Below are 26591 nucleotides of genomic sequence, written 5' to 3' on the forward strand. Positions count from 1 at the left end.
CCCTATTGCTGGACCGATGCCAACGCCGCGCAAACCTCGTTCGAACTGAGCAGCATCGCAAGCGCCGCCTGATCGTCCAAATTACAGCCCCGTTCTCAAGGCCACGTGGGGGATTTTTACCGCTTACCCAAGCCGCGCCAGCGCCGTCAGATAAACCTCGTACCCGGGTATCGTCCGCCGCCCCTGGTAAGTCTGCACCACGATCTCGTCGACGGTTGCGCCAAGACCGGCGAGGGCCGCCGCGTCGCCGCCAGCGCTCCAGTCCATCAACCCGGTGATCGACAGCTTCCAGCGGCGGGGCAGCCGGCGTCGCAGGTCGGCCAGGAACTCCGCGTATCGGCCCAGTCCTCTGGTTGCCGCGTCGAAGTCCACCTGAAGCCCCACAAGGCGGTTGCCTGCCTGCTCCCACAGGGCCAGCGTGCGCAGGACCGCCAGATAGACGCCCTCCTCCCAGTCGAGCCGCTCGACGCGCACCACGCACCACAGCGCCGGACCGGAGACCCGCGGCGTCGCACGCAGCGGCACGAAACCGCGGCCGGCCCGGTGGCGAACCTCTCCGGCAAGGACATAGACCTCGCCCGCTTCGTCCAGCCAGTCCGGCGCCTTCACGCCCGGCCAGAGGAAGAAGGCCTCGTACCGGCGCGGATCGACGGGCGCGCCGCGACCCGTCCCGCACGCCGCCAGCAACGCCGAACCGGCAGCGCCTGCAAGAAGGCCGCGACGGCTTACCAGTAGTATTTGAGTTCGCTCGCCCACTTGCTCTTCGGATAGTCGCGCTTGAGTTGCTGGAACCACCCTCGGCGGCGTGCTTCGCTCACCCCTGGGCCGCCGCAGGCGTTGTAGCGGCTTGGCGCATAGCACATGACCGATCGGTAGAGTGCATAGGCCTTGTCCTCTCCCGAGGCGCCGGGGTCGGCCAGCACGGCTGCGTAGATCCCCGCGCGCGGCAGCGGAGCACCGGGAAACAGGTCTTTGGTGCCCCCCAGCTGATCGTTGCGGGGGTGCGCGCGGGTGGCCAGATAGTCGTCGAAGCCGTTGAGGCGCCAGAACTCGCCCAGGCACAGGCGCGCCTTCACGTTCGTGGGCGTGGCCGCAAGGGTGGCCACGGTCTTCGCCAGCGCCGGGCAAGGATACTGCTCCTGCACCTTGCCCCGCACGAAGACACCCGCCGGTGCGCGGGCATCCGGGTTGTCGGCCATCCACGCCCCGGTCCAGCCCTCTCCGACCCAGCCGATCGCGGAAGCATCGGCGCGAACGAGGGCAAGGTCCCGGCCGACTTCCGCATAGCGACCACGGCTGAGCCCTTTCGCCAGCAGCGTGAAGGTTGCCACGTCGCGCTCCACCGCGTTCGCGGCGCTTGCCTGCCGCCGCAGAAGCTCGGGCCCGGCGACATAGGCCAGCAGGCGCGTGCGAACCTCCGGCTCGCCAATGGGGCTGCTCGCGGCGAATATCCGGGCCAGTTCTCCGCTGCGCTCCCAGTGCATGGCCAGCGCCAGTTCCACCGCCGGGCGCTGGTAAAGGTCTTTCGCGCCGCCCAGCATCTGTTGCAGGAAGCCTGCCGCCGCGCGGTCACCCAGCTTCTCGAGCGCCAGTGCACGTATCATCTGGGCGCTGAAGGCAAGCGGGGTGAAGTGCCCCGCGCGCGCATCATCCGGCACCAGCGCCAGCACTCGCCGGTAATCTCCCGCGACGTGGTAGGCGAAGCTGGCCTGGAGGAAAGCGTGGAGACCCGGAGCCTTCGAGAAAAGGGCTTTCTGGCCTTCGAGCTCCGAGGCGGTCAGCCCGGCGGGGAATTCAGCTTCGAGCAGCGGCTGTGCCCCGGGCCCGTGCCGGCGCATGCGCAGAAGATCCCAGGTCGCAACGAGGAGCGGCGCGTCCGCCGTATCGCCGAGCCCGGTGCCAAACAGAACCTTGCTTTCTACCTCTTCCAGCAGCGCCGGGGCGTCCGGTGCCAGCGGCGGCCTTGTGGCCATGAGCGAGGCATAGTCTCGGGCGAGCGCGGTTCCATCACCCAGCAGCCATGCGGCCCTGCGGGTGAGGCCCGAGGCAGACGCCGCATAGCGTCCCCGGGGATATGCCGAAAGGTAGTCCCGAAGCGCCACGCTCGCCCGCTCGGCGGAAGGCCGATCCACCTTGTCGCCGCCCTCGTACCCTCCCCACTCGTCGAAAGCGCCTGCCTGTGCGGCGGCAAGTTCGTTGCGGGCCACCATGTAGCGCGCAGTCTCCGCCAGCCAAGGCTCGCGCGAGCGGAGGAGACCGGCAAAGAGCGTCCGCGCCGCCGCGAAATCGTCGACATAGAACGCCCGCGCGCCCTGCAGGTATGCAAGGTATTCCCGCGCGGGCGGGCTTGCCACGGCGGGCCAGGCGGCAGGTCCCTTGTCACCCTCGCAGGCGGGCTTCACCAGTTCGCGCGCCAGGCCCAGAGCCTCCCGCTCCTGCGCATGCAATGTCTTGCTGGCGGCAAGGGCTGCGCGGAAGTCTGCGCCGCCGCTGGCGAGCGTCTGGCAGCGCGATCCCGCATACTCGGGCGCCTCAGCATCGGCAGTGGCCCGGGTGCCCGGCCAGAACGCCTCCTGCATGTCCTCCCAGCCGAGGAAGACATGCCCGAAATCGCCGTTGCCCCATTCCGTCTTCGGGTACGACAGCTTGCCCGGCGCGGACAGGCCGGTGCGATGGCGAAGCAGGAAGGCCAGATTGACGCGGGTGTCGTTTCGCGGCCCAATCACCGCGCTGCCGGCGCATTCGTACGCGGAGACGGCCAGCGTCCAGCTCGGGCTGCAGCCATAGTCGCCGCTCGCCCCTGCAGGCTGCGGCAGCGCCCCCAGCCCGCCGAGCGCAAACCCTGCCAGTGCCAGTCGCCTCATCAGGTCCTCCATCGCAAGCCGCTTCGTGTTTCGACGTAACCGCTGCGAATGCAAATGAAAAAAGGGGCCGCGCCTTGCAGCGCGGCCCCCTTTTCGTTCCGCCTTCGAAGGACCGGACGCGATCAGTCTTCCTTGAGGAAGGCCGGGATGTGGTCCGGGTTACCGCCCTCGCCGCCACCGTCACGGCGCGGACCGCGATCGCCGCGCGGGCCACGGTCGCCGCCGCGACGCGGGCCACGGCGGTCGCCGCCACGATCACCACCACGCTCGCCGCCACGATCACCACGCGGTTCGCGCGGCTCGCGGGGGGGACGAGTGTCCTCCAGTTCAGCGCCGGTGTCCTGGTCGACGACGCGCATCGACAGGCGAACCTTGCCGCGCGGATCGATCTCGAGGACCTTGACGTAGACTTCCTGGCCTTCCTTCACGACGTCGGTGGGCTTTTCCACGCGCTCGTTCTTCATTTCGGAGACGTGGACGAGACCGTCCTTGCCGCCCATGAAGTTCACGAAGGCGCCGAAGTCGACGATGTTGACGACCTTGCCCTTGTAGACCTTGCCGACCTCGGCTTCCTCGACGATGCCGAGGATCCACTTCTTGGCGGCTTCGATCTGGTTGATGTCGGAAGACGAGATCTTGATCACGCCCTCGTCGTCGATGTCGACCTTGGCGCCGGTCTCGGCGACGATCTCGCGGATGACCTTGCCGCCCGTGCCGATGACATCGCGGATCTTCGACTTGTCGATCTGGATCGTCTCGATACGCGGGGCGTGCGCCGACAGTTCGGTGCGCGAGGAGCCCAGAGCCTTGGTCATCTCACCCAGGATGTGCGCGCGGCCGGCCTTCGCCTGCTCGAGCGCCTTGGCCATGATCTCGCGGGTGATGCCCGCGATCTTGATGTCCATCTGCATCGTCGTGATACCGGCTTCGGTACCCGCGACCTTGAAGTCCATGTCGCCGAGGTGATCCTCGTCACCCAGGATGTCGGACAGGACGGCGAAGTCCTTGCCTTCCAGGATCAGGCCCATCGCGATGCCCGAGACTGGACGGACCAGCGGCACGCCGGCGTCCATCATCGAGAGCGAACCGCCGCAGACGGTGGCCATCGAGGACGAACCGTTCGACTCGGTGATGTCCGAGAGGACGCGAATCGTGTAGGGGAAGTCTTCCTTGGCGGGCAGGACCGGGTGCAGCGCGCGCCATGCCAGCTTGCCGTGGCCGACTTCGCGGCGGCCCGGGGCGCCGAAGCGGCCCACTTCACCGACCGAGTAGGGCGGGAAGTTGTAGTGCAGCATGAACGACGAGTACGACAGGCCTTCCAGGCCGTCGATCATCTGCTCCGCGTCCTTGGTGCCAAGGGTGGTGGTGCAGATCGCCTGCGTCTCGCCGCGGGTGAACAGCGAGGAACCGTGCGTGCGGGGCAGGAAGCCGACGATCGCCTCGATCGGGCGAACCTGCTCCAGCGTGCGGCCGTCGATGCGCTTGCCATCCTTGAGGATGGCGGTGCGAACGATTTCCGCTTCCAGCTTCTTCATGGTCTTGATGGCGACCATCTGGGTCTGCGGCGTCTCGTCCGAGAACGCTTCCTTCGCCTTGGCGCGGGCCGCGTTCAGCGCGTTCGAGCGCTTGGACTTGTCGGTCAGCTTGTAGGCGGCGGTGATGTCCTTGCCGACGGCCTTCTTGAGCTTCGCCTTGATGTCGGCGGTGTTGTCCGACAGGTCGATGTCCCAGGGATCCTTGGCGGCCTGCTCTGCCAGGTCGATGATGAGGTCGACGACCTTGCGGATCTCGTCATGCGCGAACACGACGGCGCCCAGCATCTCTTCCTCGGTCAGCTCCTTGGCTTCCGATTCGACCATCATCACGGCATCGCCGGTGGCGGCGACGACGAGGTCGAGGCGGCCATCCTCGAGAGCGGCCGACTGCTTCGGGTTCAGCGTGTATTCGCCGTCCACGAAGCCGACGCGGCACGCGCCGATCGGGCCCATGAAGGGGACGCCCGAGATCGTCAGCGCTGCCGAAGCGGCAATCATCGCGACGATGTCGGCCTCGGTCTCGCCGTCAAAGCTCAGGACCTGGGCAATGACGTTGATCTCGTTGTAGAAGCCTTCCGGGAACAGGGGGCGGACCGGACGGTCGATCAGGCGGCTGGTCAGCGTTTCCTTCTCGGTCGCACCACGCTCGCGCTTGAAGAAGCCACCCGGGATACGGCCGGCGGCGGAGAACTTCTCCTGGTAGTGCACGGTCAGCGGGAAGAAGTCCTGGCCTTCCTTCACCGACTTGGCGGCGGTCACCGCGCAGAGCACCACGGTCTCGCCGTAGGTGGCGAGGACGGCGCCATCGGCCTGACGGGCGATGCGGCCGGTTTCGAGAGTGAGGGTCTTTCCGCCCCACTCCATGCTTACGGTCTTTACGTCGAACATTTTCGATTTCCTTGACCCACGAGGCCCTATTGCCTTGCGGGGCTTACTGCCGGGGATACCGTCCCGGTCCGGTTCGGGGCTGTTTCGTGGCCCCCGGGGCTCCCTGCGCCGAATTGCGAAGGTGCCCGGTAATTTCGTCTCGATGGCGCGGCTTTACCACGCCCCGTGCCTCAAATGCAAAACGGCCCGCCGAAGCGGGCCGTCGTCTCGGGTCTTACTTGCGCAGGCCGAGCTTCTGGATGAGCGCGTTGTAGCGCGCCACGTCCTTCTTCTTCAGGTAATCCAGCAGCGAGCGGCGCTTGTTGACCATGGCCAGCAGACCGCGACGCGAGTGGTTGTCCTTGTGGTGAGCCTTGAAGTGCTCGGTCAGGTTCTTGATGCGCTCGGTGAGGATCGCAACCTGGACTTCCGGGCTGCCCGTGTCGCCAGCGACGCGAGCGTTGTCCGTGATGATGTCCTGCTTCTTTTCAGCGGTAACCGACATTTCATTTACTCCGCGACATCGGATAGGTTGAACCCCCGAACGACGCGGACCTCCCGGTCCGTAAGCTGCACCAGCGCGACGGGGAGCGTGCCCTCGTACCCGCAGTAGAGCCCGTCTTCATGGGGCATTCCGGTGAGAACGCGGCCCTGACGGACCGCCCTTGCCTGCTCCGGGTCGAGGTCGAGGGCCGGGATGTCGTCCAGCCCCGCCTCCAGCGGCAAGAGTATCTGCTCAAGAGGCGCGCCCTTACCGGTTTCGTTCAATTTGTCCAGCGAAATCGCGTGAGACAGGTCGAAGGGCCCCGCCTTGGTACGACGAAGCATGGAAACGGTGCCGCAGGTTCCAAGCGCATGCGCGATGTCCCGCGCAAGGCTGCGGATATAGGTGCCCTTGGAGACGAAGGCGCGCAACGTGACTTCGGGCAGCGCCTCGCCCTGCCCGGGCTGTGGAAGGACGTCCAAGGCAAAGACCGTCACCACGCGCGACTTCATCTCCACTTCCACCCCCTGGCGCGCAAGGTCGTAGGCCCGCTCGCCATCGACCTTCAGCGCGGAATAGATCGGCGGCACCTGCTCGATGGTGCCGGTGAAGCGGGCGAGAACCGCTTCCACCTGCCCGATCGAAGGGCGGACGTCGCTCGCGGCGATGACGGCGCCTTCAAGGTCGAGCGTGTCGGTCTCCTCACCGAAGCGCACCGTGAACTCGTAGACCTTGCTGGCATCGAGCATGCGCCCGGTCAGCTTCGTCGCCTCGCCGATGGCGACAGGCAGGATGCCCGAGGCGAGCGGATCCAGCGTGCCGCCATGGCCGACCTTCACCTTCTTGCCGAAACCCGCTTCGCGCAAGTTGCGCTTGACCGCCGCCACCGCCTGCGTCGAGCCGAGCCCCACCGGCTTGTCGAGGATGATCCAGCCGTGAGGCATCATGCGTTCTCCCGAGGCCAGGCCAGACGGCGCGCGTGCTCGGCGACGGCGGTCGGCCACAGGACGCACAGCGCATCGAAGTTCTCGCGGTCGCCCGCATAGAGCGCGCGTATCGCCTCTTCGTATCCGGGCCGATCCCCGGCCATGACGGTAAGAAAGCGGCACGCCGCATCGAGGCATTCGCGTTCGCTGCGCCCCGCCCGCATCGCCGCTTCCACCAGCTTGCGCAGCGTGACGGAAGCCCCGCCGCCCTGCTCGGCCAGCCACTCCCAGTGACGCGGCAGCAACGTCACCTCGCGAGCCTCGACGCCGAGCGACGGGCGTCCGCGCGGACGCGGCACGGCGGGCTCGGCAAGGTCAAGCTCGACCTGCCGGCCGGTGTCGTCGTCGAACGCCAGCAGGTCGCTGCTACGCGCGAGCGGTCCGAGTTCGCGAAGCGCGGGAGCGAAGTTCCCGGGCGCCCCGCGGGCGATAACCTCGTCCTTGTAGAATACCGTCACGGCCATGGCACATGTCCTTTCACGACCGCGCATTTATTAGCCCGGATGAAATTGTCAATATGTCCGGGTGAATATAGGCGACCGTGGTTTTCCTACACCACCTGGCGCTGCTACCTTCGCGCAGGTTCTCTCACACCGTGCATCCGGCAGCCGCGCCCCCCTTCAAGAAAGCATCGCCAGCGCATGCACTATATCAACTTGCGCCTTCGGGCCTCCGGCCGAGCGCCTCGCTGAAGTGGCGACGGCACAGCGCCACGTAGCGGTCGTTGCCGCCGATCTCGGTCTGCTCGCCTTCGCTGACCGCTTTCCCCGCATCGTCCACGCGCAGGTTCATCGAGGCCTTGCGACCGCAGTGACATACCGCCTTCAGCTCCACCAGACTGTCGGCGATGCCAAGAAGGACCGCCGCGCCGGGGAACAGCTCGCCCCTGAAATCGGTGCGAAGACCGTAGCAGAGCACCGGAATGTCGGCCTTGTCGGCAAGGTCGGCGCATTGCCACACTTGCGCTGCGGTCAGGAACTGCGCTTCGTCGACAAGGACGCACGACAGCGGTTCGACCGCATGGGTGGCGCCCACCTGCTCGTAAAGGTCGGTGGACGGGGTGAAGCGGTTGGCGGAGGCATGCAGGCCGATGCGGCTTTCGATCGCATGACCGGCACCAAGTTCGGCGCTGCGATCGTCGATCGCGGCGGTCCACAGCATCGTGCGCATGCCGCGCTCGCGGTAGTTGAAGTCCGCCTGGAGCAGCGTCGTCGATTTGCCGGCGTTCATGCTGGCATAATAGAAGTAGAGCTTGGCCATCCGCGCTGGGGATAACACCGCATGAGCCCCCGTGCACGGTCTGTTACGGGCTTCTCCCCGAGGACAATGCGCCTCACACTCGCAAGAGCAGTTGGGGAATGCGGATGAGGCGGGAGCAGGCATGAAAAGAGTGATCGCGGCCCTGGCCGGATTCGCACTGCCGGCAATTGTCGGCGCCTATGTCGCGCTGGCACCGGTCGGCGGAAGCCTTGCGCCGCTGGACCGCGTCGCAGCGCGGATCGCCGAGGCTGCCGGGCGCGATGTCGCCGTCGCAGGCTTTCTCATGCTGGGCTTGCTGCTGGCCGCCGCCGCCGCGCTTCTCATCGGGTGGAGCGGCGGACAGGAGACCGGCGAGGAAGAGTCGGGTGAGGAGCCGCGCGAGGCCGAGGCGGACGAACGGGGCGCTCTCCTGCTCACCCGCGAGATTGAACAGGAAGAGGAGGGCGCCCTCACCGCCGCCGCAGCACCGGTGCCGCCCCCGATCGTACTGGTCCGAAAGCCACGCGATCCCGCGCGCGACTGGTTCGCTGATACCAGCTGGCTCGGCGGTCTTCCCCGCCTCGGCGAGCGTGCGTGGCCCCGCGACACGAACGGCGCCCCGCTGCCCTTCGCCGCGCAGGTCGACCTTGCGCACCTTGCCGCGGCGGCTCCGGTCGCCGGGTTGCCGACCACCGGCTCGCTGGCGTTCTTCCTGGGCGCCGGAGCAGTCGTCTTCGTGCCGGCAGGGGCGCACGATTTCTCGGACCCGCCCTCGGACCTGCCGCCCGCATTCGACGAAGGCGGCGCCGCTTTCCCGTCGCGGGTTACGCGCCTGACCCGCTGGTTTTTCCCGTTCTGGCCCATCGACCTTCTCCCTCTCGACCTGCCCGCCCCTCACGACCCGACCGGTGGCACCGCGACCCAGGGGAGCATGGAGGAAGCGGTGGCACTCCAGCTCCAGCGCCGTGTTTCCATGCGCGATCACCCCTTTTATGCCGCAGGCGTCGGAGCACCGGTCGAAGCGCTCTGGTGGCATTCGGTCAGCCATCTTGCGGACCAGTTGCACGAAGCGCTCGACGCCTGCTCCCGTCCACTCGCCGTCCAGCGTGCCGCGCTGGATCGCAAGCGGGCGGCGGTGGCACAGTTGCAGGCCGACCCAGCGATCTCGCACGAGGCCGTGGCACATGCGCGGCAAGCCGCCGCCGACGCAGCCGAGGAACTGGCCGAAGCGCAAGACCTGTGCGCGGCGCTGCCCGACATGGCCGAGGCGGTCGACCGCTTCGTCCAAGGGCGCGAGCCGTGGTCGCAGCTCACCGCCGACGAGTTGGAGGTGGTTGCCGACATCCTCGCCGAAGTTCACGAACGCTTCGGAGAACTCGTGCGCTACCATGTGCCGGGATCGCTGGCACAGCTGGCCACGCTATCGCTCCGGGCGATGGTCGCAGGACCGGCGGAAGCCCTTGCGGCGGTGCCTCGCGAAGTTCTGGAACGCATCAACCGCGACTATCGCCTGCCGCCCGTGCACCAGCACCTCATGTTCGCAGAACTAGGTACCGACCAAATAGAAGGCCTGCACCTGCTGCAGCTCGGCTACGACGATATGATGGAGTGGAACTGGGCCGAGGGTGGCGTCTACCGGTTTCGCATCGATGCCGCCGACCTTGCCGCTGGCAACTGGGGTGCGGCCAGGCTCACGTTCCACGACCAGTGAACAGGGCGAGACTATCGTGCACGGCGCGCTTTTCGGCGACCGGCAGCACCCGGCCTGCTCTCAGTCCTCGGAAGCGTCGCGGTCCAGGTCACGCCTGACGCGGGGATCGTTCAGCAAAGCGTCGATGCGGCTGGCCTCGTCGAACGATTCGTCCGCCCGGAACTGGATCTTGGCGGCGAACTTCAGGCGCAGTCGCTGAGCGACCTCGCGCTGGAAGAAGGCAGTGTTGGTGCGCAGCGCCTTGAGGACAAGCTCCTCGTCCTCGCCCAGCAGCGGCTTCACGTAAACATTTGCAACCCGCAGGTCCGGTGTCATCCGCACTTCCGTGACCGACACGGTTCGCGCGCTCAGCGTGTCGTCGTGGACCTGCTGCCGCGTGAGGATCTCGGAGATGACGTGGCGCACCTGCTCGCCCACCTTTAGGAGGCGGACGGAGTGCTGCTCGGGAGTGATCTGCTGTGCCATGGTCGTGCCTGCATTTGGGCGCGCGGGCGCAATTTGCAACTGCTGATTGCGCGTTAAGCCCGCGACGGCCTCACATCTTGGAGTGAATGCGGGCCAGCGAGCGGACGTTACGCGCCTTGCCGCGCCCACCGAGCCGCCGCTCGATGAAGGCGCCCGTCAGCTTCGATGATCCGGCTGCATCGATATAGTCGATGTAGAGCGCACGCTTGCCCAGAGCCATCTTCTCCGGTCCGCGCCCTGCGTGATCGGCGACCATCCTTTCAAACGCGGCCTCGTCGGGCTGGCGCTCCAGGAACATCGTGTGGACCAGATGATCCTGCCCGATGCCGGTGAAGGGATTGTCCTCGACAGCCGAAAGCACTTCCGCTGCCGAACGCACCGCGACAAAGCTGCGAATGTCGAAGCGGTCGAGCATCATGTGCGAGAAAAGGTCTTCCAGTCCGTCGGTTGGCTGCTCGTCGAAGTCGAACAGCACATTCCCGCTCGCCACCACGGTCTCCACGTTCTCGAACTCCTCGCGCTCGAAGGCGTAACGAAGGTCCGCCATGGTGATGCGGTTTCCGCCGACGTTGATCGAACCAAAGAAGGCGCAGTACCGAGGCATATTGAGTTTTCCGTCGTAATAGGCGGAACACCCCTTAGCGGGGTTCCGCTTTTGCGTCATCAAACGCGGACGGCCACCACCGGGCTTCCCCGGCGATGGCCGCCTTTGTTTCATGGACCGGAAACGGGCGTCAGCCGATGGTGCGCTCGCGCTCCGTCACCTCGAACACCTCGAGCATGTCGCCCGGCTTGATGTCGTTGGTGTCGGCCAGGACCACACCGCATTCCAGACCGGCGCGGACCTCGTCCACATCGTCCTTGAAGCGACGCAGCGACTGGATGAGCGTCTTCGAGACGATGACGTCGTTGCGGGTAAGACGCGCATTGATACCCTTGCGGATGTAGCCTTCCAGAACCAGCAGACCGGCGGCCTTGTCCTTCTTGCCGGCCGGGAAGACCTGCTTGACCTCGGCACGGCCGACGACCGTTTCGATCCGCTCGGGACCCCAGATGCCCGCCATCTGCTTGGCGACTTCCGCCGTCAGCTCATAGATGATGTCGTAGTACATCAGCGGGGTCTTGGTCTTCTCCAGCTGCTCGCGCGCCTTAGCGTTCGGGCGGACATGGAAGCCCACGATCGGGGCACCGCTGGCAGCCGCCAGGGTGACGTCGGATTCGGTGATCGCGCCGACGCCCGAGCTCAGGATCCGCACCTTGATCTCGTCGTTCGAGAGGGCGTTGAGCGCCGCGTTGATCGCTTCGACCGAACCCTGCGTATCGCCCTTGATGACGACCGGATATTCGATGACCTGCTGCTTGGCGGTGAGCGCCGAGAACATCGTGTCGATGCTTGCAGGAGCCATCGCGGTGCGCTTGGCGGTCGCCTGCTCCTGACGGTAGGCCGACACCTCGCGGGCACGCTGCTCGCTGTCGACGACGGTGAGCATGTCACCGGCCATCGGCACGCCGCCAAGGCCCAGGACCTCGACCGGCATTGACGGAGGAGCAACCTTCACCTGCCGCCCCTTGTCGTCGAGCATGGCGCGAACGCGGCCGCTTTCGGTGCCGACGACGAAGATGTCGCCGACCTTCAGGGTACCGCGATTGACGAGGACCGTGGCGAGAGGACCCTTGCCCTTGTCGAGCTTGGCCTCGACCACGGTGGCTTCCGCCATGCGGTCGGGGTTCGCCTTCAGCTCCATGAGCTCGGCTTGCAGCAGGATCTTCTCGATGAGGTCGTCCAGGCCCTTGCCGGTCTTGGCTGAAACCTCGACGTCCTGCACGTCGCCCGACATTTCCTCGACCACGATTGAGTGCTCGAGCAGGCGCTCGCGCACTTTCTGCGCGTTGGCTTCGGGCTTGTCGATCTTGTTGATCGCGACGATCATCGGAACGCCGGCCGCCTTGGTGTGATTGATGGCCTCGACCGTCTGCGGCATGATGCCGTCGTCGGCCGCCACCACCAGCACCACGATGTCCGTGACGTTGGCGCCGCGCATGCGCATCTGCGTGAACGCCGCGTGGCCCGGGGTGTCGAGGAAGGTGACGAGGTCGCCGCCCTTCGTCTTGATCTGGTAGGCGCCCATGTGCTGGGTGATGCCGCCTGCTTCACCGCGCACCACATCGGTGCCGCGCAGTGCGTCGAGCAGCGAGGTCTTGCCGTGGTCGACGTGGCCCATGATCGTGACGACCGGAGCGCGGGGCTTCAGCGTGTCCTCGGCATCCACGTCGGTCGTGGTGTCGATATCGACGTCGCTTTCGGAGACGCGCTGGATGTTGTGGCCGAACTCCTCGACCAGCAGCTCCGCCGTATCGGCGTCGATCGTCTGGTTGACGGTGACCATCATGCCCATCTTGAACAGCGACTTGACGAGGTCCGCGCCCTTCTCCGCCATGCGGTTGGCGAGTTCCTGGACAGTGATCGCCTCGGGCACCACGACGTCGCGGACCTGCTTCTCGCGGCTCTGCGACTTGCCCCCGAAGTGCGAGCGACGCTCCTTCTCGCGAGCACGCTTGAGTGCGGCGAGCGAGCGGGCGCGGGCGCCCTCGTCATCATTGAGCGCGCGGGTGACCGTGAGCTTTCCGGACTGGCGGCGATCGGCGCCGGCACCCTTGCTGCGATCGCCTCCCTGGGGCGCGGGACGCGCGGGGACGGCACCCTTCTTGACGGCATCGGGACGCTTGGCCGCGGCGCCAGCGCTCGCCGTGCTCGTGGTGGCGGCAGGCGCATTGCCGGCGGCAGCCGCAGGTGCAGCCTCAGGGCGGCGAACCGGCTCGGGACGCTGCACGGGCGTGAAGCGGCGCGGCGCGGGAACCGGCGTGAACGCCTGGGGCGCCGGTGCGGGTGCGGCAGGCGGCGCAGCGGCAGGCTCCGCTTCGGAAGCGGGAGCAGCCACAGCCGCTTCATCCGCTGCTGCCGCTACAGGAGTGGGAGCAGCTTCGGGCGCTGCGGCAGCTTCGGCGTCGCCGGCAGGTTCAGCAGCAGGTGCCGCGGCAGGCTCGGCTTGCGGCTCGGGCGCTACGACCTCGGCTGCAGCAGCGGCCTCGGCCTCACGGCGGCTTTCCTCGGCGCGGCGCTTCTCTTCCTCGATCGCGCGCAGACGGGCTTCCTGCTCGCGGCGATTGGCTTCTTCCTGTGCCGAGAGACGGTCCTCCTCGGCCTCGCGCTGAAGGCGAGCGACGCGCTCCTGCGGAGTTTCGTTCGAGGGCGCAGGACGGCGGACGACCGGCTGCGGCGCCGGGCGCTGCGCGACAGGCGCTGCCGGGGCAGGTGCCGCGGGAGCGGGTGCAGGGGCCGGCGTGACGGGCGCGGGCTGCGCCTCCACGCCTTCCGCTCCGGGCTTGCCGATCAGCTTGCGGCGCTTCACCTCGACCACCACCTTATTGGTGCGGCCGTGGCTGAAGGTCTGCTTGACCTCACCCGCTTCCACCGAGCGCTTAAGCCCAAGCGGCTTGCGGCCCAGGGTCGGTTTGTTGTCGGTCTCGCTCATATTTCTCGTCTTCGCCCTTCGGTCAATTCGTCGTGACGGACACGGCCGGTGCCGCTCCGTCGTTATCATCCATGCCGGTCTCGCCGTCGTTCCGGCTGGTGACCTGCCCTTGGAAATGCAGGAGGCGCGTAAGCAGCGTTTCGACTCGTTGAGCCGATCCGCGATCGTTCAGCGCCAGGTGAACGACGTTATCGCGGCCCAATGCCACAGACAGCGTCTCCCGGTCCAGAGGCAAGGTTACGCCCCTGAGCCCGCTTCCTTCCGCATCGGACCCGACCCGCCAGGCCTGGTCCAGCTTGCGCGATCCGTCCTCGCGTGCGTCTGCGGCATGGGCCAGCCACTCGACACGGCCCTCTCGCGCGTTCTGCGCGATGCGGTCCGAGCCCATGAGCAACCTGCCCGACTTGAGTTCCAGCCCAAGCCGGTCGGTCAGCGCACGCACGAGTGCGGCCTCGATCCTGTCGGCAAGATCTTCGGGAATGGAAAGCGGCGCGCCCTTGTAGGCGCGCGCCAGTGCTCCCTTTAGCTTGCCCTTCGAGACGGCAATTTCAAGGTCCTGGCGTGAAACGCCGATCCACGCGCCGCGCCCGGGGGCACGCGCGTGAACGTCGGGGAGGACAAGACCGTCTGGCGAAATCGCCAGGCGGATGAACTCTCCCCGCACAGCTTTCCGGCCGGAGAGGATGCATGTCCTCTCCGCCAGAGTGCCATCGATGTCGGAGCTTACGCGCTCATTGTGAGGATTCCGCATCGGCGGCCTCCTCGGTTTGAGGTTCTTCGTCGAACCAGTGCGCGCGCGCGGCCATGATGATCTCGTTACCCTGCTCTTCGTTCAGGCCATATTCGCCCAGAACGCCGCCCTTGTCCTCGTCGCGTCCGGAACGGCGGTTGACCGTCCCGTCGCGGCGGCGCTGCTCGGCGCGCTTCTTGGCGATGAGCTCGTCGGTCGCAAGATCAGCCAGATCGTCAAGCGTCTTGATGCCCGCCTTGCCAAGCGTGACCAGCATGGCTTCCGTCAGGTGCGGCAGCTCGGCCAGCGCATCATCGACGCCCAAGGCACGACGCGCCTCGCGGTTGGCGTCTTCGCGGCGCTCGAGCGCTTCGTGCGCACGGCTCTGGAGTTCCTCGGCCAGCTCCTCGTCGAAGCCTTCGATCGCGGCAAGCTCGTTGACGTCGATGTAGGCGACTTCCTCAAGCTCGCTGAAGCCTTCGGCCACCAGCAGCTGCGACAGCGTCTCGTCGACGTCGAGCTCTTCCTCGAACATCTTCGAGCGCTCGGTGAATTCCTTCTGCCGCTTCTCCGAGGATTCCGCCTCGGTCATGATGTCGATCTGAGAGCCGGTCAGCTGCGAGGCGAGACGGACGTTCTGACCACGGCGGCCGATCGCAAGGCTCAGCTGGTCGTCGGGCACCACCACCTCGATGCGGCTCTCTTCCTCGTCGATGACGACGCGGCTGACGGTCGCGGGCTGGAGCGCGTTGACGACGAAGGTCGCGGTGTCCTCGCTCCAGGGGATGATGTCGATCTTCTCGCCCTGCAGCTCCTGCACGACGGCCTGCACGCGGCTGCCCTTCATGCCGACGCAGGCGCCGACCGGGTCGATCGAATGGTCGTTGCTGATCACGCCGATCTTGGCGCGCGAGCCAGGATCGCGAGCGGCGGCCTTGATCTCGATGACGCCGTCGTAGATCTCGGGCACTTCCTGCGCGAAGAGCTTCTTCATGAAGTCCGGGTGAGCGCGCGACAGGAATATCTGCGGGCCGCGGTTCTGGCGCTCGACGCGCAGCACGATGGCGCGCACACGCTCGCCGACGCGGGCGGCTTCGCGCGGGATCTGCTGGTCGCGGCGGATCACGCCCTCGGCGCGGCCGAGATTGACGATCACGTGGCCGAACTCGACGGACTTGATCACGCCGGTGATGACTTCGCCGGCGCGGTCCTTGAACTCTTCGTACTGACGGTCACGCTCAGCGTCGCGGACCTTCTGGAAGATGACCTGCTTGGCCGACTGTGCGTCGATGCGACCAAGATCGACCGGGGGCAGCGGGTCGACGAGGAAATCGCCGAGCTGCGCGCCCTTCTGCAGCTTCTCGGCCTGCTTGAGGTCGATCTGCTTGAAGTAGTCCTCGACATGCTCGACCACTTCGACGACGCGCCAGAGGCGCAGGTCGCCGGTGCGCGGATCCAGCTTGGCGCGAATGTCGTTCTCGGCGCCGTAGCGGTTGCGGGCCGACTTCTGGATGGCTTCTTCCATCGCCTCGATGACGATCGACTTGTCGATCATCTTCTCCGACGCGACGGAGTTCGCGATCGCGAGCAGCTCGGCGCGGTTGGCGGAAATCGCACTGGCCATGACTTAGTCTTCCTGTTCCTCAAGAATATCGTCTGCACCGCTGGTATCCAGCGGGCGGGTTGCCGCGATCAGCCTGTCGGTAAGGATCAGGCGGGCCGATTGAATGTCGGCGAGCGGGAAGGAGACGCGGCCGGACTTCTTGTCCTCCAGCGTCACCAAATCGCCTTCGATGCCGACGAGATCGCCGTGGAGCCCCTTGCGGTTGCCTTCCACGGGATTGACGAGATTAACCTTCGCCTCGTGCCCGGCCCAATTCGCATAATCCTTGGGGCGGGTGAGCGGGCGATCGATGCCGGGCGAGCTGACTTCGAGGCGATAGGCTTCCTCGATCAGGGTCTCGCCCGCTTCCTCGAGCGCGTCCATGCAGTCGGAGATGCGATGCGACAGCGATACGCAGTCATCCAGGACAAGCTGGCCGGTCTTCGGGTTTTCGGCCATGATCTGAAGCGCGATCTCGTCGTCGCCGACTTCGCTCTTGCCGAACACGCGAACGCGCACGAGATCGAAACCAAGGGCATTGACCTCCGGCTCGATGACTTCGGTAAGGCGCGCGATATCGACCAATCCTGGCTCCGTTCGTGTATGCTTTGACGCAATGGATGCAACGCGGTTTCGCGCCGGCCCCTACCGGCGCCAGCCCGTTCGTTGTTTCACCAATTACGGGATGACCGGCAGATAGGCCCGATTCCGGAAAAAAGCAAGGGGCTCCCGTCTGGCAGGCGTCGCACCGATTTTGACGCCTGGCAGTGAGCTTCCCTCATCGCTGCGTGCAGCCATTCGCGGGTGCGGATCGCGCGGTCGGGGCGTTAGGTTGATCGCACAGCGCAGATGCCCGACCCGACGCAGCCGGAGACCCCGCATGAAGAAGACGATTGCCGCGGCGGCGGCATGCACCCTCGCAGCCTGGGGCCTTTTCAGCCCCGCTCACGCCAAGAACGGAGAACCCGCTATGGAAGTAAAGCGCAAGGCCGAAATGACCACTGTCGATGGACCTGCCGAATACTTCACAGGCAAGGCTACCATCACCGGCCAGTTCCAGCGCGAGGAGCCCTCGCGCCTCACCGGCGCCATCGTTCACTTCGAGCCCGGCGCCCGTACCGCGTGGCACAAGCACCCGCTCGGACAGACCCTCATCGTCACCGAGGGCGTGGGCTGGACGCAGGTGGAGGATGGCCCGGTCCTGGAGTTCCATGCAGGTGACGTGCTGCTTTGCCCGGCAGACAAGAGGCATTGGCACGGGGCCACGCCGCACGAGGGTATGACTCACGTCGCCCTTCAGGAAGCACTGGGCGGAACGAATGTGACCTGGATGGAGAAGGTGAGCGACGAGGAATACCTGGCGGGTCCAGCCAGGGACTAAGCGTCGGGCGTCTGGCCTCGCGCCTGATGCAGGCGGTGCTTCTTGAGGCAATGCCGCAGCTGGTCGTACGTGAGGCCAAGCGCTTCGGCCGCCTTGCGCTGGTTCCAGCGCAGACGCTCCAGCGCCCCCAGGACGAGCGAGCGTTCATGCGCCTCCACCGCCTCGCGCAGGGAAGCCGGCATATCAAAGGAGCCATCCTCCTCGCTGGCCCTGGCACAGGGCAGCACCGGCTCCACCCCGGCGCGGCGTTCGGGTTTGGGAGTGAGGGCCTGCATTCCCCACGCGCTGGCAAAGGGATCAAACACCACTTCGCCGATCGGGCTGCCCTCGTCGCCCCAGCGGTAGACGGCTCGCTCCACCACGTTGCGCAGTTCGCGCACGTTGCCGGGCCAGTCATGCGCCTCGAGCGCATCCGTCGCCGAGGCCGAGAAGCCCGGCCAGCGGTTCCACTCCAGCTCGCTCGCCATGCGGCGGCCATAATAGTCGGCGAGTTCCGCGACATCTCCCTCCCGTGCCCGGAGTGGCGGCAGAGTGATCACTTCGAAGCTCAGGCGGTCGAGCAGATCGGCGCGGAAGGTGCCTTCCGCTGCCATCTGCGGTAGGTTGGCATTGGTGGCGGCAACGATGCGGACATCCACTGTTACAGCGCGGGACGATCCGATCCGCACGACCTCGCCATATTCGATCGCGCGCAACAGGCGTTCCTGCGCAGCCATGGAAAGGTTCCCGAGTTCGTCGAGGAACAAGGTCCCGCGGTCCGCCTCCTCGAAGCGCCCCGTCCGCGCCCGGGTGGCGCCGGTGAAGGCGCCCGCCTCATGACCGAAGAGTTCTGCCTCGATCAGCGTCTCGGGCAGCGCAGCACAGTTCAGCGTAACGAGCGGCTCGCCCCAGCGTGGCGAAAGGTGGTGAAGGCGCTGCGCGATCAGCTCCTTGCCTGTTCCGCGCTCCCCTATGACGAGAACGGGACGGCGCACCTGTGCGGCACGGCTGGCCCGCTCGACTGCATCGAGAAAGGCGGTGGACTGCCCGATGAACTGAACGTCACGCTCCATTGCCAGCACTTAGCGAAATTTCCCAAGCTTTGGCAATTCAGTTTGCTGATTTAGCGACGGCGCCAGCAGAGAAGTCCTGGTTTCCGTGCCTCTCCGGATTTGGCACGGCCCTTGCTGTAATCTTCGCAAGCAAGAGTTCAGGACACCGAGGAAACCAAGCCATGTCATCGCGCACTGCCACCACCGCATCGTTCCACGGGGCCGCACAGCTCCACGGCGCCGCACCGGTCCCGGCTGCCAACGGCGCGTTCCGGTCCAGGCTGGACTGGGCCATCATCGTCAGCCTGCTTTCGATGGGAGCGCTCAACCTGTACGTCATGGCCGACCAGTTCGGCCCGGCGAAGGCCTATGCCGCGCCGGTCAAGACCCACGCCTGCGGAGCACCGCTCGCATGAGCAGGCTCGACGCGGAAATCCAGATACTCCAGAATTCCCCCGGGGCGAGTTTCCAGCCCCCCTTCAACAAGACCTTCGCACCAGGAACCACTGCAATGGGCATTTTCTCCCGCACCCGCGACATCGTCGCCGCCAACTTCAACGACCTGCTCGACAAGGCCGAGGACCCGGCGAAGATGATCCGTCTCATCATCCTCGAGATGGAGGAGACGCTGGTGGAGGTGCGCACCAGTTCGGCACGCACCATCGCAGATCAGAAGGAACTGCGCCGCCACGTTGGCAAGCTGGAAAAGCTTCAGGCTGACTGGGCCGACAAGGCGCAGCTCGCCCTTTCCAAGGGGCGCGAGGATCTCGCCCGCGCAGCGCTGCTGGAGCGCAAGAAGGCGGCGGATATGGGCGAGCAGCTGGCTGCGGAGATCATGGTTCTGGACGATGCGCTTCGGGCATATGAGGCGGACATCGAGAAGCTCCAGACCCGCCTTCGCGAAGCGCGCAGCCGCCAGTCGTCCATCGCAGCGCGGTTGCAGAGCGCGGAGAATCGCGTCAAGCTCCGCACCCTACTCTCCAGCGAGCGCGTCGACGAGGCTATGGCCCGTTTCGACCAGCTCGAGCGCCGGGTGGATTATGCGGAAGGCAGGGCCGAAGCGATGAGCCTTTCCGATCACCGCCAGCCCACGCTTGCCGAGGAGATCGCCGCGCTCGCAGACGGTGACACCATCGACGCCGAGCTCGCGGAAATGAAGCGCGCGATGAAGGCGCAGGACGGCGCCGCATCGCCGAGCCAACAGTAAGACACTCGAGGGAAAGGAAGAACCAGTGTCACGCGGACATTTCTATCTCGACAAGTCGAACGCCAAGCTGGCCGGCGTATGTGCAGGCATCGCCGACTATACGGGCGTCGATGCACTCTGGGTACGGCTGGGAGCAGTGCTCCTTCTCCTCCTGGGCTTTCCGCTCGTGATCGCGATCTACATCGCCGTCGCCCTTGTCGCGGACAAGCGCCCCATGGATCTTTACAGCGACGAGGAGGAATTGCGCCTCCTGCAGCGGATGGAGCGCCGCCGCGCTCGCAAGGGCCTGTCCTCGCGCGGATCTTCCCCTTCCACCGCCCTTCGCTCCGATCTCACGGACATGGATCGCAGGATCGCCGACATGGAAGCCCATTACTCGAACAGCAACTCGCGCCTGGCGGCCGAAATCGACAACCTGCGCTGAGCGGCACGACGGGCAACAGGGGACACATCATGGACGCAGGTATCGTTGCGCTGCTTATTCCGCTCGCACCATTCATCATGGGGGGCATCGCGATCTGGACCCGGCACCAGCGCAAGATGGCCGAACTGCAGATCAAAGCTACCGCGGAGAAGGCCGCGCAGTACGCCTCCCACTCTCGCGAACTGGAAGAGCGCGTGCGCGTGCTCGAACGGATCATCACCGATGGCGGCTATGACACGGCGCTGCAGATCGAGGCGCTGCGCGATGCGCGGGAAGTGGAAAATCGGGACGCCTCCGTCTCCGGCAGGGGAGTAACCCGTCAATGAGCATCGGCGACGTCATGGCACTTGCCTGCCTCCTGCTCGCGATCGTCGCGGGCCTGGCGATCCTGTCGGGCATCTACAAGCAGCGGCTGGCCCATCTCGAGCGCAAGCTGGAGATCACTGCCGGAGCCGCTGCCGAAAAGGCCGCGCAGTATGCGACGCACAACAGCGAACTCGAAAATCGCGTGCGCGTGCTCGAAAGGATCATTACGGATGAGGGTCATGGCCGCGGCATCGCCCTTGAAATCGAGGCGCTGCGAAAAGACGGCCGTGCATCGGAGGTGACTACCCAATGAGCTTCTGGACTGCCGTCGTCGTTCTCTTCGCTATCGGTTGCGTAACCTGGCTGAAGGCACAGCGCTATCGCGCGCTGGGGGATCGCCGGGACGCATCCGGCGAAGGCTACGATCCAAGCGCGCGCGAGCATGAACTCGAACGCGAGGTGGAAGCGATGCGCAAGCGCATCGCCGTTCTCGAACGCATCGCCACCGACGAGAAGCGCGGCAACGATCTGGCCCGCGAGATCGAGTCGCTCCGGGATTGAGATGGAAGTCTCCTGCCGCCTCGTCGGGGGCAGGAGAACTTTGCCTCAGGGCAGTTTCGCCTCCAGTTCCGCCAGCCACACCGCCGCGCTCGCATCCGAAGGCGCGCGCCAGTCGCCCCGGGGCGACAGCGCGCCTCCGGAAGACACTTTCGGTCCGTTGGGGATTGCCGAGCGCTTGAACTGGCTGAAGCCGAAGAAGCGTTCGAGGAACTTGGCCAGCCACGAACGGATGGCGGAGAGGTCATACTCGTTCTTTTTCGCCTCCGGGAAGCCCGCAGGCCAGGTTCCGCTCGCCGCATCGCGCCAGGCGTGGAGCGCCAGGAAGGCGACCTTGGAGGGTTTCTGCCCGAAGCGCATAACGTGATGCAGGAAGAAATCGTTCAGCTCGTAAGGACCGATCTTGTCCTCCGTGCTCTGGATCTCGCCGTCTTCGCCTGCCGGCACGAGCTCGGGCGAAATCTCGGTCGCGAGGATGGAGAGGAGGATTTCCTCCGTCGAGGCTTCGAACTGGTCCGTCGTCGCGCACCAGCGGATGAGGTACTGGATCAGCGTCTTGGGCACGCCGGCGTTGACGGCGTAGTGACTCATCTGGTCCCCGACGCCGTAAGTGCACCAGCCCAGTGCCAGTTCGGAAAGGTCGCCGGTGCCGACCACGAACCCTGAATGCTGGCTGGCGAGGCGGAACAGGTAGTCGGTCCGCAGGCCCGCCTGGACGTTCTCGAACGTCACGTCGTAGACGGGCTCGCCTCCGGCGAAGGGATGCCCGATGTCCTTCAGCATCGTCGTCGCGGCAGGACGAATGTCGATTTCCTCCGCCGTGATGCCGACGGCCTCCATCAGCTTCCAGGCATTGGACTTCGTCCCCTCGCTCGTGCCGAAGCCGGGCATGGTGTAGCCCCGGATAGTCGTGCGCGGCAGCCCCAGCCTGTCGCAGGCGCGGGCAGCGACGATCAGCGCATGCGTGGAATCGAGGCCGCCAGAGATGCCGATGACAAGCGACTTGGAGCGCGTGGATTCCATGCGGCGCATAAGGCCGTCGACCTGGATGTTGAACGCCTCGTAGCAGTCGGCGTCGAGCTTGTCGGCGCGCGCCGGTACGAAGGGGAAGCGGCTGACCGGGCGGATGAGGCCGATGTCTCCCTGCGCGGGTATATGGCCGAAGACTATCGTGCGGAAGGTCTCCTGCGGCAGGGCGGCGACTTCCGCTGCGTCGTTGAAGGTGGGCAGGCGCACGCGGTCCATGACGATGCGGTCGCAGTCCACGTCGGCGACGCACAGTTCCGGCTCGAGGGCAAAGCGCTCGGATTCCGCCAGAAGATCGCCCAGTTCGTAGATCACCCCCTGCCCGTCCCAGGCCAGGTCGGTCGTGCTTTCTCCATGGCCCGCCGCGCAATAGACATAGGCTGCGGCCGCACGCGCAGATTGCGAACGGCAGAGCATGTGACGTTCGTCCGACTTGCCGATCACGATATTGGAGGCGGATAGGTTGCACAGGATCGTCGCGCCCGCCATCGCGCCGAGCGAGGACGGCGGAGTGGGCGCCCAGAAATCCTCGCAGATCTCCGCGAAGAAACGGAAGGAGGGCAGCACTTGCGAGGCGAAGACGAGGTCGACGCCGAAAGGCACGTCCTCGCCGTTCACGGTGATCGTGGCGCCCCGGATCGCCTTGCCGCTCGCGAACCAGCGCTTCTCGTAGAACTCGCGATAATTGGGCAGGTACGACTTGGGCACTACGCCAAGCAGCCGCCCATCCGCGATGACCAGCGCGCAGTTGTAGAGCCGGCCCTCGCGCATCAGCGCGGCGCCCACCAGCAGCACGGGAGACAGTCCTGCGCTTTGAGCGACGATATCGGCCACGGCCGCTTCGACTGCCTCGATCAGGGCAGCCTGCAAGTGCAGGTCGTCGATCGCATAGGAGGAAAGGCACAGTTCGGGGAAAACCAGGAGATCGACGCCAGCCTCGTGTGCTCTGCGCGCTTCCGCCAGCACGGCATCGCGGTTGAAGGCGACGTCTGCGGTCCGCACCCGGGGCGTGGAGGTGGCGACACGCACGAAACCATGGTCGTGCATCGAGAAGAAGGGATGGCTGGTATCTGCGGTCATCGGGGTTCCCGTTTCCTTTTCTGGCCCGTTCCTCTGCGGCCCATTCCCTGACAGGAACTGTCTGGGCTGGCAATGTTCCCCTTGCCCTCCCGGTTCCCGCCCCTAAATGCCGATTGCATGCGCAGTCTCGACGATATCCGCGAAGAGTACGAGTTCCTCGATGGCGACGAACGCTATCGCCTGCTCATCGAACTGGGCCGCGAACTGGATGACATGCCGGACGCTCTCAAGACGGATGCCACGCGGGTGCGCGGCTGTTCCGCCAGCGTCTGGGTCTATCCGGCGGCGCGGGAAGACGGCACCCTGCACTTCCTGGCCGACAGCAATGCGGCAATCACCAAGGGGATCGTCGCGCTGGTAATCTCGGCCGTCCAGGACAGGCCCGCCGCGAGCGTGGCAGCGACGGATATCGCGGCGGAACTCGGTCCCTTCGACCTCAAGAACCAGCTGTCATCCAACCGTACGCAGGGGATACCCAACATGATCGCGCTGATCCGGGAGACGGCAGCGCGCTATGCGCAAGGCTAGCCGGCCGCTCTGGCTTGCCGGCGGAGTGTTCTTCGTCGGCCTCGGCACGCTCGGCATCTTCGTGCCCCTGCTGCCGACGGTCGTCTTCTACCTGCTTGCCGCATGGTGCTTCTCGAACAGCCATCCCGAATGGGCCGAACGCCTCTATGCCCATCCCAGGTACGGCCCTCACCTGATCGCATGGCGTGACCGGCGTGCGATCAGCCGCAAGGGCAAGATCGCCGCGCTGTCGACAATGGCCCTGAGCATCGCGGTCGTGGCGTTCACGGCCGGTGGCTGGTGGACGCTGATCCCGCTGGCCGTGATGGCGACGATCGGGACCTGGATCTGGACCCGAGCGGAGTAAGCGGCGCAGAAGAGGCGCTGAACGATCCGCCTACAGGAGCGGTTCGGGCCGCTCGCCGCGTCGCCCGTCGCGGCCGTACACGTCGGCCAGCAGCGCCACGCCCTTCGTTCCCGCTGTCGCCGTGAGATAGGTGAGGTAGACCGGCACCGGCGCGGGAAGCGGCACTGCCTGCTCAGGCGCTTCGCTCTTGGTGCCGAAGCTCTTTCCCATCATCCATCGTCCGAGCGCCGGCGCATCTTCCAGACGGATGCAGCCGTTGGAGAGATGACGGTCCTCCTTGACGAGAAGGTCACGATTGGGCGTGTCGTGAAGATAGATGCCCTCGTCGTTGGGGAAGAGGAATTTCACCTTCCCCATCGAATTCCATGCGCCCGGCAGTTCGCGCACGCGCAGGTCCTGTCGACCGTCGCGAACGGCCTGCCAGTCGATGGTGGCGGGATCGAGAACGGCGGGCTGCGCGCTCCAGTCGGAGAGCGCCTGCATGTGCATGGAATCAAGAGTACGGCCTGAAAGGATCTTCCGGGCGACATTATCACGCACGAGGTAGTCGGGTACGTTCCAGTAGGGATTGAAGATAGCCCAGTTGACGTAGCCTGCCAGCATCGGCGTCTGCGTCTCGCGCGCGCCTACGACGACGCGCATGGACCCCACCTGCTCGCCGTCCTGATAATAGTACAGACGGGCCGCGGCGGCATCGACGACGATATGCCGCACCGCAGGAGAAGGCAGCACCCGGGCTCGTTCCACGTTGAGACGCAGCACCGACAGGGTCTCGCGGTCGGCGCCCTTCCTCTCGGCGGCACGCAAGGCGGAGCGCATTCGCAGGTAATGCGGGCTCATCCACCCCATCGCGCGCACGTAGTCGCCAAAGTTCTTGAGCGCGGCGACGCGAAGGATTGTGCTGTCGGCGACCTTTGCGGGCTTCAGCCCCTTGCCCACGTAAGTCATCCCCACGTTCCTGACCTTGCGCATGTCGGCCACGTAGCGAACGAATGCCTTTGTCAGCGCCACGTCGGCCTTTGCGATCTCGACCGCGCCGCCCTGGTCGGACCGTGCGATTGCCTCGCGCAAGGCGTCCGGCTTGTAGCGCGAGGATCGCAGACCATCGACCTCGGCTTCATCCAGATATTGCAGGAACTCCTGCGCCGCAGTGCCGATGCGACCCTGAAGCGTGGTCCAGAGCGGCCGGAATCCGCGTGACTGGTAGAAGTCCGCGATCTTTCCGCCAGCTTCGTTCCTGATCGCCGCGGCCAGCGCAGGGTCGACCGCAGCGGCGGGAGTGGCCTTCCTGGCCGCCACCCCCGTTGCGATCGCCTTTGCCTTGGGTTTCGCCCTGGCCGGAGCCGCTTGCGCGGGAACCGGGCTGGCGATCAGGACTGTCATGGACATCAACACGACCGCTGCGCGGCCGTGGAGAAACTGGCGGAAATTCATCGCGACCCTTCGGTTACCTTACTTAGCCGCGTTCACCGGTCCTGCTTGGAGCGGGCGGCGGCGGGGGCGGCGGAGGCGTGTAGTTCGGGTGATAGATGCCGTCTGCCGTATAGTAGCCGTCGATCACGCCATCGCCGTCACGGTCTGCTGCCGTGGATCCGGCGACAGAGCCCGGTGGCGGCGGCGGAGCGGCGACGATAGGTTCTTCCTTCTTGCAGCCGGCGAGGGCAAGACCGCTCACTGCCGCCAGAACGATGAGACCTTTGTTCATACAGGGTTCCTCCCTTGATGCGTGCCGGGGGAGGGAAAGCGACGGACTGGCCCCGCGTTCCCATGGCACGTACAAAGGCTTATCGGGCTTGCGACTCCGGGGAATAGTGCTCATCGGCGATGCAGGACGAAAGGTGGCGCATTCAAGGCGGACTGCCCGGAATCAGGCGAGTCGAGGCTGGGAGGGTGCCGGTCGGCACTCAGTCCACGGCATCTCGGAGCACTGCGATGCCGCGCTTGCGCTGCTCGCGCAGTTCGCGCTTGAGCGCCGCCGGATCGCGCGCGACGACGAAGCCGAAGCTCACGCCGCCTTCCTTGCCGATCGTTGCGTGATGCAGCTTGTGGGCCTGGACGAGGCGCTTGGCGTAACCCCGCTTGGGAACCCAGCGGAAGTAGCGCTGGTGCACCAGGCCATCATGGATGAGGGTGTAGATCACGCCGTAGACCAGCACGCCCAGCCCGATCCATGTCCCCGGCTCCCAAGCCGAAGCTCCCATCACCATCGGCGATCCCAGCGCGAACATGCCGATGCTGATCGCCGCTCCGACGAGCGCGTAGAGGTCGTTCTTCTCCAGCACATTGTCATGCGGTTCATGGTGATCCTTGTGCCACGCCCAACCGAAGCCGTGCATCACGTACTTGTGGCTGGACCACGCGACGAACTCCATCGCGGCAACGGTGGCAAGGACGGTCAGGAAGATGGCTGGAAGCGACATGCCGGCCTTATAGCAGGCGCAGCCGCCTGCGACACTCTCTTACAAACGCAGACTATTGTGCGACGGCCCATATCACTGCCGTTCAGCTTCGCAGACCTAAAACTGAATGCATGGAAGCGAGGCGGCACTGCCGAACTTCCCCTAACAGCGCGTTGACGAAGTCGGTGTGATCTGATTCAGCCTGGATACGGAAAGAAGGCGGTCAGCGACGATGGCGATGCGACGTGATGGTGATGTGCAGGCGGATCTGATCGTGTCGTGGTCAGA

At 65.8% G+C, this 26591-nt stretch carries 28 protein-coding genes; 10 read left to right on the plus strand and 18 right to left on the minus strand.

The genetic code is table 11. The features are described from left to right. Positions 1-123: 123 nt before the first annotated feature. The 7 genes from GR702_RS20575 to GR702_RS20605 form a co-directional block, all read right to left on the minus strand. A complete protein-coding gene (locus GR702_RS20575; RefSeq protein WP_337192662.1) occupies positions 124-756 on the minus strand; it encodes a DUF3142 domain-containing protein in 633 nt (210 codons plus the stop codon). Next, positions 726-2864 (minus strand): PA5441 family protein, encoded by a 2139-nt coding sequence (locus tag GR702_RS20580; protein ID WP_160987431.1) that lies wholly within the window; start codon positions 2862-2864, stop codon positions 726-728. The genes GR702_RS20575 and GR702_RS20580 overlap by 31 nt, the downstream gene beginning before the upstream one ends. Before the next feature lie 122 nt (positions 2865-2986). Continuing rightward, positions 2987-5287, minus strand: coding sequence for a polyribonucleotide nucleotidyltransferase (gene pnp / locus GR702_RS20585; protein ID WP_160987432.1), 2301 nt, complete (start codon positions 5285-5287; stop codon positions 2987-2989). Between the two features lie 214 nt (positions 5288-5501). Then, positions 5502-5771 carry a 30S ribosomal protein S15 gene (gene rpsO / locus GR702_RS20590; RefSeq protein WP_103098845.1) on the minus strand — a complete coding sequence of 90 codons (270 nt, stop codon included), beginning with the start codon at positions 5769-5771 and terminating at the stop codon, positions 5502-5504. Between the two features lie 5 nt (positions 5772-5776). Then, positions 5777-6694 carry a tRNA pseudouridine(55) synthase TruB gene (gene truB, locus GR702_RS20595; protein WP_160987455.1) on the minus strand — a complete coding sequence of 306 codons (918 nt, stop codon included), beginning with the start codon at positions 6692-6694 and terminating at the stop codon, positions 5777-5779. After that, on the minus strand, positions 6694-7200 hold the full coding sequence (locus GR702_RS20600) for a DUF2239 family protein (RefSeq protein ID WP_160987433.1): 507 nt from the start codon (positions 7198-7200) through the stop codon (positions 6694-6696). Before GR702_RS20600 ends, truB begins: the two co-directional genes overlap by 1 nt. A gap of 187 nt (positions 7201-7387) precedes the next feature. Then, complete coding sequence (locus tag GR702_RS20605) at positions 7388-7996, minus strand: thymidine kinase (protein WP_160987434.1); 609 nt, start codon at positions 7994-7996, stop codon at positions 7388-7390. 121 nt (positions 7997-8117) lie between these two features. On the opposite strand from GR702_RS20605, the gene GR702_RS20610 reads away from it, so the two are divergent. After that, positions 8118-9686, plus strand: a complete 1569-nt coding sequence (locus GR702_RS20610) for a DUF1963 domain-containing protein (protein ID WP_160987435.1) — start codon at positions 8118-8120, stop codon at positions 9684-9686. 60 nt (positions 9687-9746) lie between these two features. Here GR702_RS20610 and rbfA read toward each other — a convergent pair whose 3' ends face one another. From rbfA to rimP, 6 genes are all read right to left on the minus strand, one after another. Further along, a complete protein-coding gene (gene rbfA / locus GR702_RS20615; RefSeq protein WP_160987436.1) occupies positions 9747-10151 on the minus strand; it encodes a 30S ribosome-binding factor RbfA in 405 nt (134 codons plus the stop codon). Positions 10152-10221: 70 nt separating this feature from the next. Continuing rightward, positions 10222-10755 carry a DUF1697 domain-containing protein gene (locus GR702_RS20620; protein ID WP_160987437.1) on the minus strand — a complete coding sequence of 178 codons (534 nt, stop codon included), beginning with the start codon at positions 10753-10755 and terminating at the stop codon, positions 10222-10224. 130 nt (positions 10756-10885) lie between these two features. After that, positions 10886-13684 carry a translation initiation factor IF-2 gene (gene infB / locus GR702_RS20625; RefSeq protein ID WP_160987438.1) on the minus strand — a complete coding sequence of 933 codons (2799 nt, stop codon included), beginning with the start codon at positions 13682-13684 and terminating at the stop codon, positions 10886-10888. A 22-nt stretch (positions 13685-13706) separates the two neighbouring features. After that, complete coding sequence (locus tag GR702_RS20630) at positions 13707-14435, minus strand: DUF448 domain-containing protein (protein ID WP_160987439.1); 729 nt, start codon at positions 14433-14435, stop codon at positions 13707-13709. Further along, entirely contained in the window at positions 14416-16038 is a 1623-nt protein-coding gene (gene nusA, locus GR702_RS20635) for a transcription termination factor NusA (protein WP_160987440.1), read from the minus strand. The genes GR702_RS20630 and nusA overlap by 20 nt, the downstream gene beginning before the upstream one ends. Before the next feature lie 3 nt (positions 16039-16041). Further along, positions 16042-16602 carry a ribosome maturation protein RimP gene (rimP, locus tag GR702_RS20640; protein ID WP_160987441.1) on the minus strand — a complete coding sequence of 187 codons (561 nt, stop codon included), beginning with the start codon at positions 16600-16602 and terminating at the stop codon, positions 16042-16044. A gap of 295 nt (positions 16603-16897) precedes the next feature. Here rimP and GR702_RS20645 point away from each other — a divergent pair, with 295 nt between their 5' ends. Continuing rightward, complete coding sequence (locus tag GR702_RS20645) at positions 16898-17398, plus strand: (R)-mandelonitrile lyase (protein WP_237449848.1); 501 nt, start codon at positions 16898-16900, stop codon at positions 17396-17398. Here GR702_RS20645 and pspF read toward each other — a convergent pair. Next, positions 17395-18450, minus strand: a complete 1056-nt coding sequence (pspF, locus tag GR702_RS20650; protein WP_160987442.1) for a phage shock protein operon transcriptional activator — start codon at positions 18448-18450, stop codon at positions 17395-17397. The genes GR702_RS20645 and pspF overlap by 4 nt on opposite strands. A 161-nt stretch (positions 18451-18611) precedes the next feature. Between pspF and GR702_RS22185 the strand changes: the two genes are divergently transcribed. The 6 genes from GR702_RS22185 to GR702_RS20675 are packed head-to-tail and all read left to right on the plus strand — an operon-like array spanning position 18612 to position 20927. Beyond that, positions 18612-18845: a hypothetical protein gene (locus GR702_RS22185; RefSeq protein ID WP_202408408.1), complete on the plus strand. Its 234-nt coding sequence runs from the start codon at positions 18612-18614 to the stop codon at positions 18843-18845. Beyond that, positions 18842-19636, plus strand: coding sequence for a phage shock protein PspA (gene pspA / locus GR702_RS20655; RefSeq protein WP_160987443.1), 795 nt, complete (start codon positions 18842-18844; stop codon positions 19634-19636). The genes GR702_RS22185 and pspA overlap by 4 nt, the downstream gene beginning before the upstream one ends. 25 nt (positions 19637-19661) lie before the next feature. Next, positions 19662-20060, plus strand: coding sequence for a PspC domain-containing protein (locus GR702_RS20660; protein ID WP_160987444.1), 399 nt, complete (start codon positions 19662-19664; stop codon positions 20058-20060). Between the two features lie 29 nt (positions 20061-20089). Beyond that, complete coding sequence (locus tag GR702_RS20665) at positions 20090-20386, plus strand: hypothetical protein (RefSeq protein WP_160987445.1); 297 nt, start codon at positions 20090-20092, stop codon at positions 20384-20386. After that, on the plus strand, positions 20383-20679 hold the full coding sequence (locus tag GR702_RS20670) for a hypothetical protein (RefSeq protein WP_160987446.1): 297 nt from the start codon (positions 20383-20385) through the stop codon (positions 20677-20679). Before GR702_RS20665 ends, GR702_RS20670 begins: the two co-directional genes overlap by 4 nt. Next, positions 20676-20927: a hypothetical protein gene (locus tag GR702_RS20675; protein WP_160987447.1), complete on the plus strand. Its 252-nt coding sequence runs from the start codon at positions 20676-20678 to the stop codon at positions 20925-20927. Before GR702_RS20670 ends, GR702_RS20675 begins: the two co-directional genes overlap by 4 nt. A gap of 45 nt (positions 20928-20972) precedes the next feature. On the opposite strand, the gene GR702_RS20680 is transcribed toward GR702_RS20675, so the two are convergent. Further along, complete coding sequence (locus GR702_RS20680; RefSeq protein ID WP_160987448.1) at positions 20973-23030, minus strand: NAD(+) synthase; 2058 nt, start codon at positions 23028-23030, stop codon at positions 20973-20975. A gap of 117 nt (positions 23031-23147) precedes the next feature. Between GR702_RS20680 and GR702_RS20685 the strand changes: the two genes are divergently transcribed. Then, entirely contained in the window at positions 23148-23558 is a 411-nt protein-coding gene (locus GR702_RS20685; protein ID WP_160987449.1) for a SufE family protein, read from the plus strand. After that, positions 23545-23904, plus strand: coding sequence for a YbaN family protein (locus GR702_RS20690; RefSeq protein WP_160987450.1), 360 nt, complete (start codon positions 23545-23547; stop codon positions 23902-23904). The genes GR702_RS20685 and GR702_RS20690 overlap by 14 nt, the downstream gene beginning before the upstream one ends. A 30-nt stretch (positions 23905-23934) precedes the next feature. On the opposite strand, the gene GR702_RS20695 is transcribed toward GR702_RS20690, so the two are convergent. The 3 genes from GR702_RS20695 to GR702_RS20705 form a co-directional block, all read right to left on the minus strand. Next, entirely contained in the window at positions 23935-25293 is a 1359-nt protein-coding gene (locus GR702_RS20695) for a L,D-transpeptidase family protein (protein WP_237449849.1), read from the minus strand. Between the two features lie 67 nt (positions 25294-25360). Then, positions 25361-25609, minus strand: a complete 249-nt coding sequence (locus GR702_RS20700) for a hypothetical protein (RefSeq protein ID WP_160987452.1) — start codon at positions 25607-25609, stop codon at positions 25361-25363. Between the two features lie 199 nt (positions 25610-25808). Next, positions 25809-26324 carry a sterol desaturase family protein gene (locus tag GR702_RS20705; RefSeq protein WP_160987453.1) on the minus strand — a complete coding sequence of 172 codons (516 nt, stop codon included), beginning with the start codon at positions 26322-26324 and terminating at the stop codon, positions 25809-25811. Positions 26325-26591: the final 267 nt, after the last annotated feature.

It is taken from the genome of Novosphingobium silvae (assembly GCF_009856825.1).
GTDB classification, from domain to species: domain Bacteria; phylum Pseudomonadota; class Alphaproteobacteria; order Sphingomonadales; family Sphingomonadaceae; genus Novosphingobium; species Novosphingobium silvae.

Bases quoted from the DNA above. Each gene is read 5' to 3' on its own strand.
- GR702_RS20690 (WP_160987450.1), top strand. From the start codon at position 23,545: ATGCGCAAGGCTAGCCGGCCGCTCTGGCTTGCCGGCGGAGTGTTCTTC.
- pspA (WP_160987443.1), top strand. From the start codon at position 18,842: ATGAGCAGGCTCGACGCGGAAATCCAGATACTCCAGAATTCCCCCGGG.
- pnp (WP_160987432.1), bottom strand. From the start codon at position 5,287: ATGTTCGACGTAAAGACCGTAAGCATGGAGTGGGGCGGAAAGACCCTC.
- infB (WP_160987438.1), bottom strand. From the start codon at position 13,684: ATGAGCGAGACCGACAACAAACCGACCCTGGGCCGCAAGCCGCTTGGG.
- nusA (WP_160987440.1), bottom strand. From the start codon at position 16,038: ATGGCCAGTGCGATTTCCGCCAACCGCGCCGAGCTGCTCGCGATCGCG.
- GR702_RS20580 (WP_160987431.1), bottom strand. From the start codon at position 2,864: ATGAGGCGACTGGCACTGGCAGGGTTTGCGCTCGGCGGGCTGGGGGCG.
- GR702_RS20630 (WP_160987439.1), bottom strand. From the start codon at position 14,435: ATGCGGAATCCTCACAATGAGCGCGTAAGCTCCGACATCGATGGCACT.
- GR702_RS20705 (WP_160987453.1), bottom strand. From the start codon at position 26,324: ATGTCGCTTCCAGCCATCTTCCTGACCGTCCTTGCCACCGTTGCCGCG.
- GR702_RS20695 (WP_237449849.1), bottom strand. From the start codon at position 25,293: ATGTCCATGACAGTCCTGATCGCCAGCCCGGTTCCCGCGCAAGCGGCT.
- GR702_RS20665 (WP_160987445.1), top strand. From the start codon at position 20,090: ATGGACGCAGGTATCGTTGCGCTGCTTATTCCGCTCGCACCATTCATC.
- rbfA (WP_160987436.1), bottom strand. From the start codon at position 10,151: ATGGCACAGCAGATCACTCCCGAGCAGCACTCCGTCCGCCTCCTAAAG.
- GR702_RS20620 (WP_160987437.1), bottom strand. From the start codon at position 10,755: ATGCCTCGGTACTGCGCCTTCTTTGGTTCGATCAACGTCGGCGGAAAC.
- GR702_RS20680 (WP_160987448.1), bottom strand. From the start codon at position 23,030: ATGACCGCAGATACCAGCCATCCCTTCTTCTCGATGCACGACCATGGT.
- rpsO (WP_103098845.1), bottom strand. From the start codon at position 5,771: ATGTCGGTTACCGCTGAAAAGAAGCAGGACATCATCACGGACAACGCT.
- GR702_RS20610 (WP_160987435.1), top strand. From the start codon at position 8,118: ATGAAAAGAGTGATCGCGGCCCTGGCCGGATTCGCACTGCCGGCAATT.
- GR702_RS20685 (WP_160987449.1), top strand. From the start codon at position 23,148: ATGCGCAGTCTCGACGATATCCGCGAAGAGTACGAGTTCCTCGATGGC.
- GR702_RS20700 (WP_160987452.1), bottom strand. From the start codon at position 25,609: ATGAACAAAGGTCTCATCGTTCTGGCGGCAGTGAGCGGTCTTGCCCTC.
- pspF (WP_160987442.1), bottom strand. From the start codon at position 18,450: ATGGAGCGTGACGTTCAGTTCATCGGGCAGTCCACCGCCTTTCTCGAT.
- truB (WP_160987455.1), bottom strand. From the start codon at position 6,694: ATGCCTCACGGCTGGATCATCCTCGACAAGCCGGTGGGGCTCGGCTCG.
- GR702_RS20605 (WP_160987434.1), bottom strand. From the start codon at position 7,996: ATGGCCAAGCTCTACTTCTATTATGCCAGCATGAACGCCGGCAAATCG.
- GR702_RS20600 (WP_160987433.1), bottom strand. From the start codon at position 7,200: ATGGCCGTGACGGTATTCTACAAGGACGAGGTTATCGCCCGCGGGGCG.
- GR702_RS20675 (WP_160987447.1), top strand. From the start codon at position 20,676: ATGAGCTTCTGGACTGCCGTCGTCGTTCTCTTCGCTATCGGTTGCGTA.
- GR702_RS20645 (WP_237449848.1), top strand. From the start codon at position 16,898: ATGAAGAAGACGATTGCCGCGGCGGCGGCATGCACCCTCGCAGCCTGG.
- GR702_RS22185 (WP_202408408.1), top strand. From the start codon at position 18,612: ATGTCATCGCGCACTGCCACCACCGCATCGTTCCACGGGGCCGCACAG.
- GR702_RS20670 (WP_160987446.1), top strand. From the start codon at position 20,383: ATGAGCATCGGCGACGTCATGGCACTTGCCTGCCTCCTGCTCGCGATC.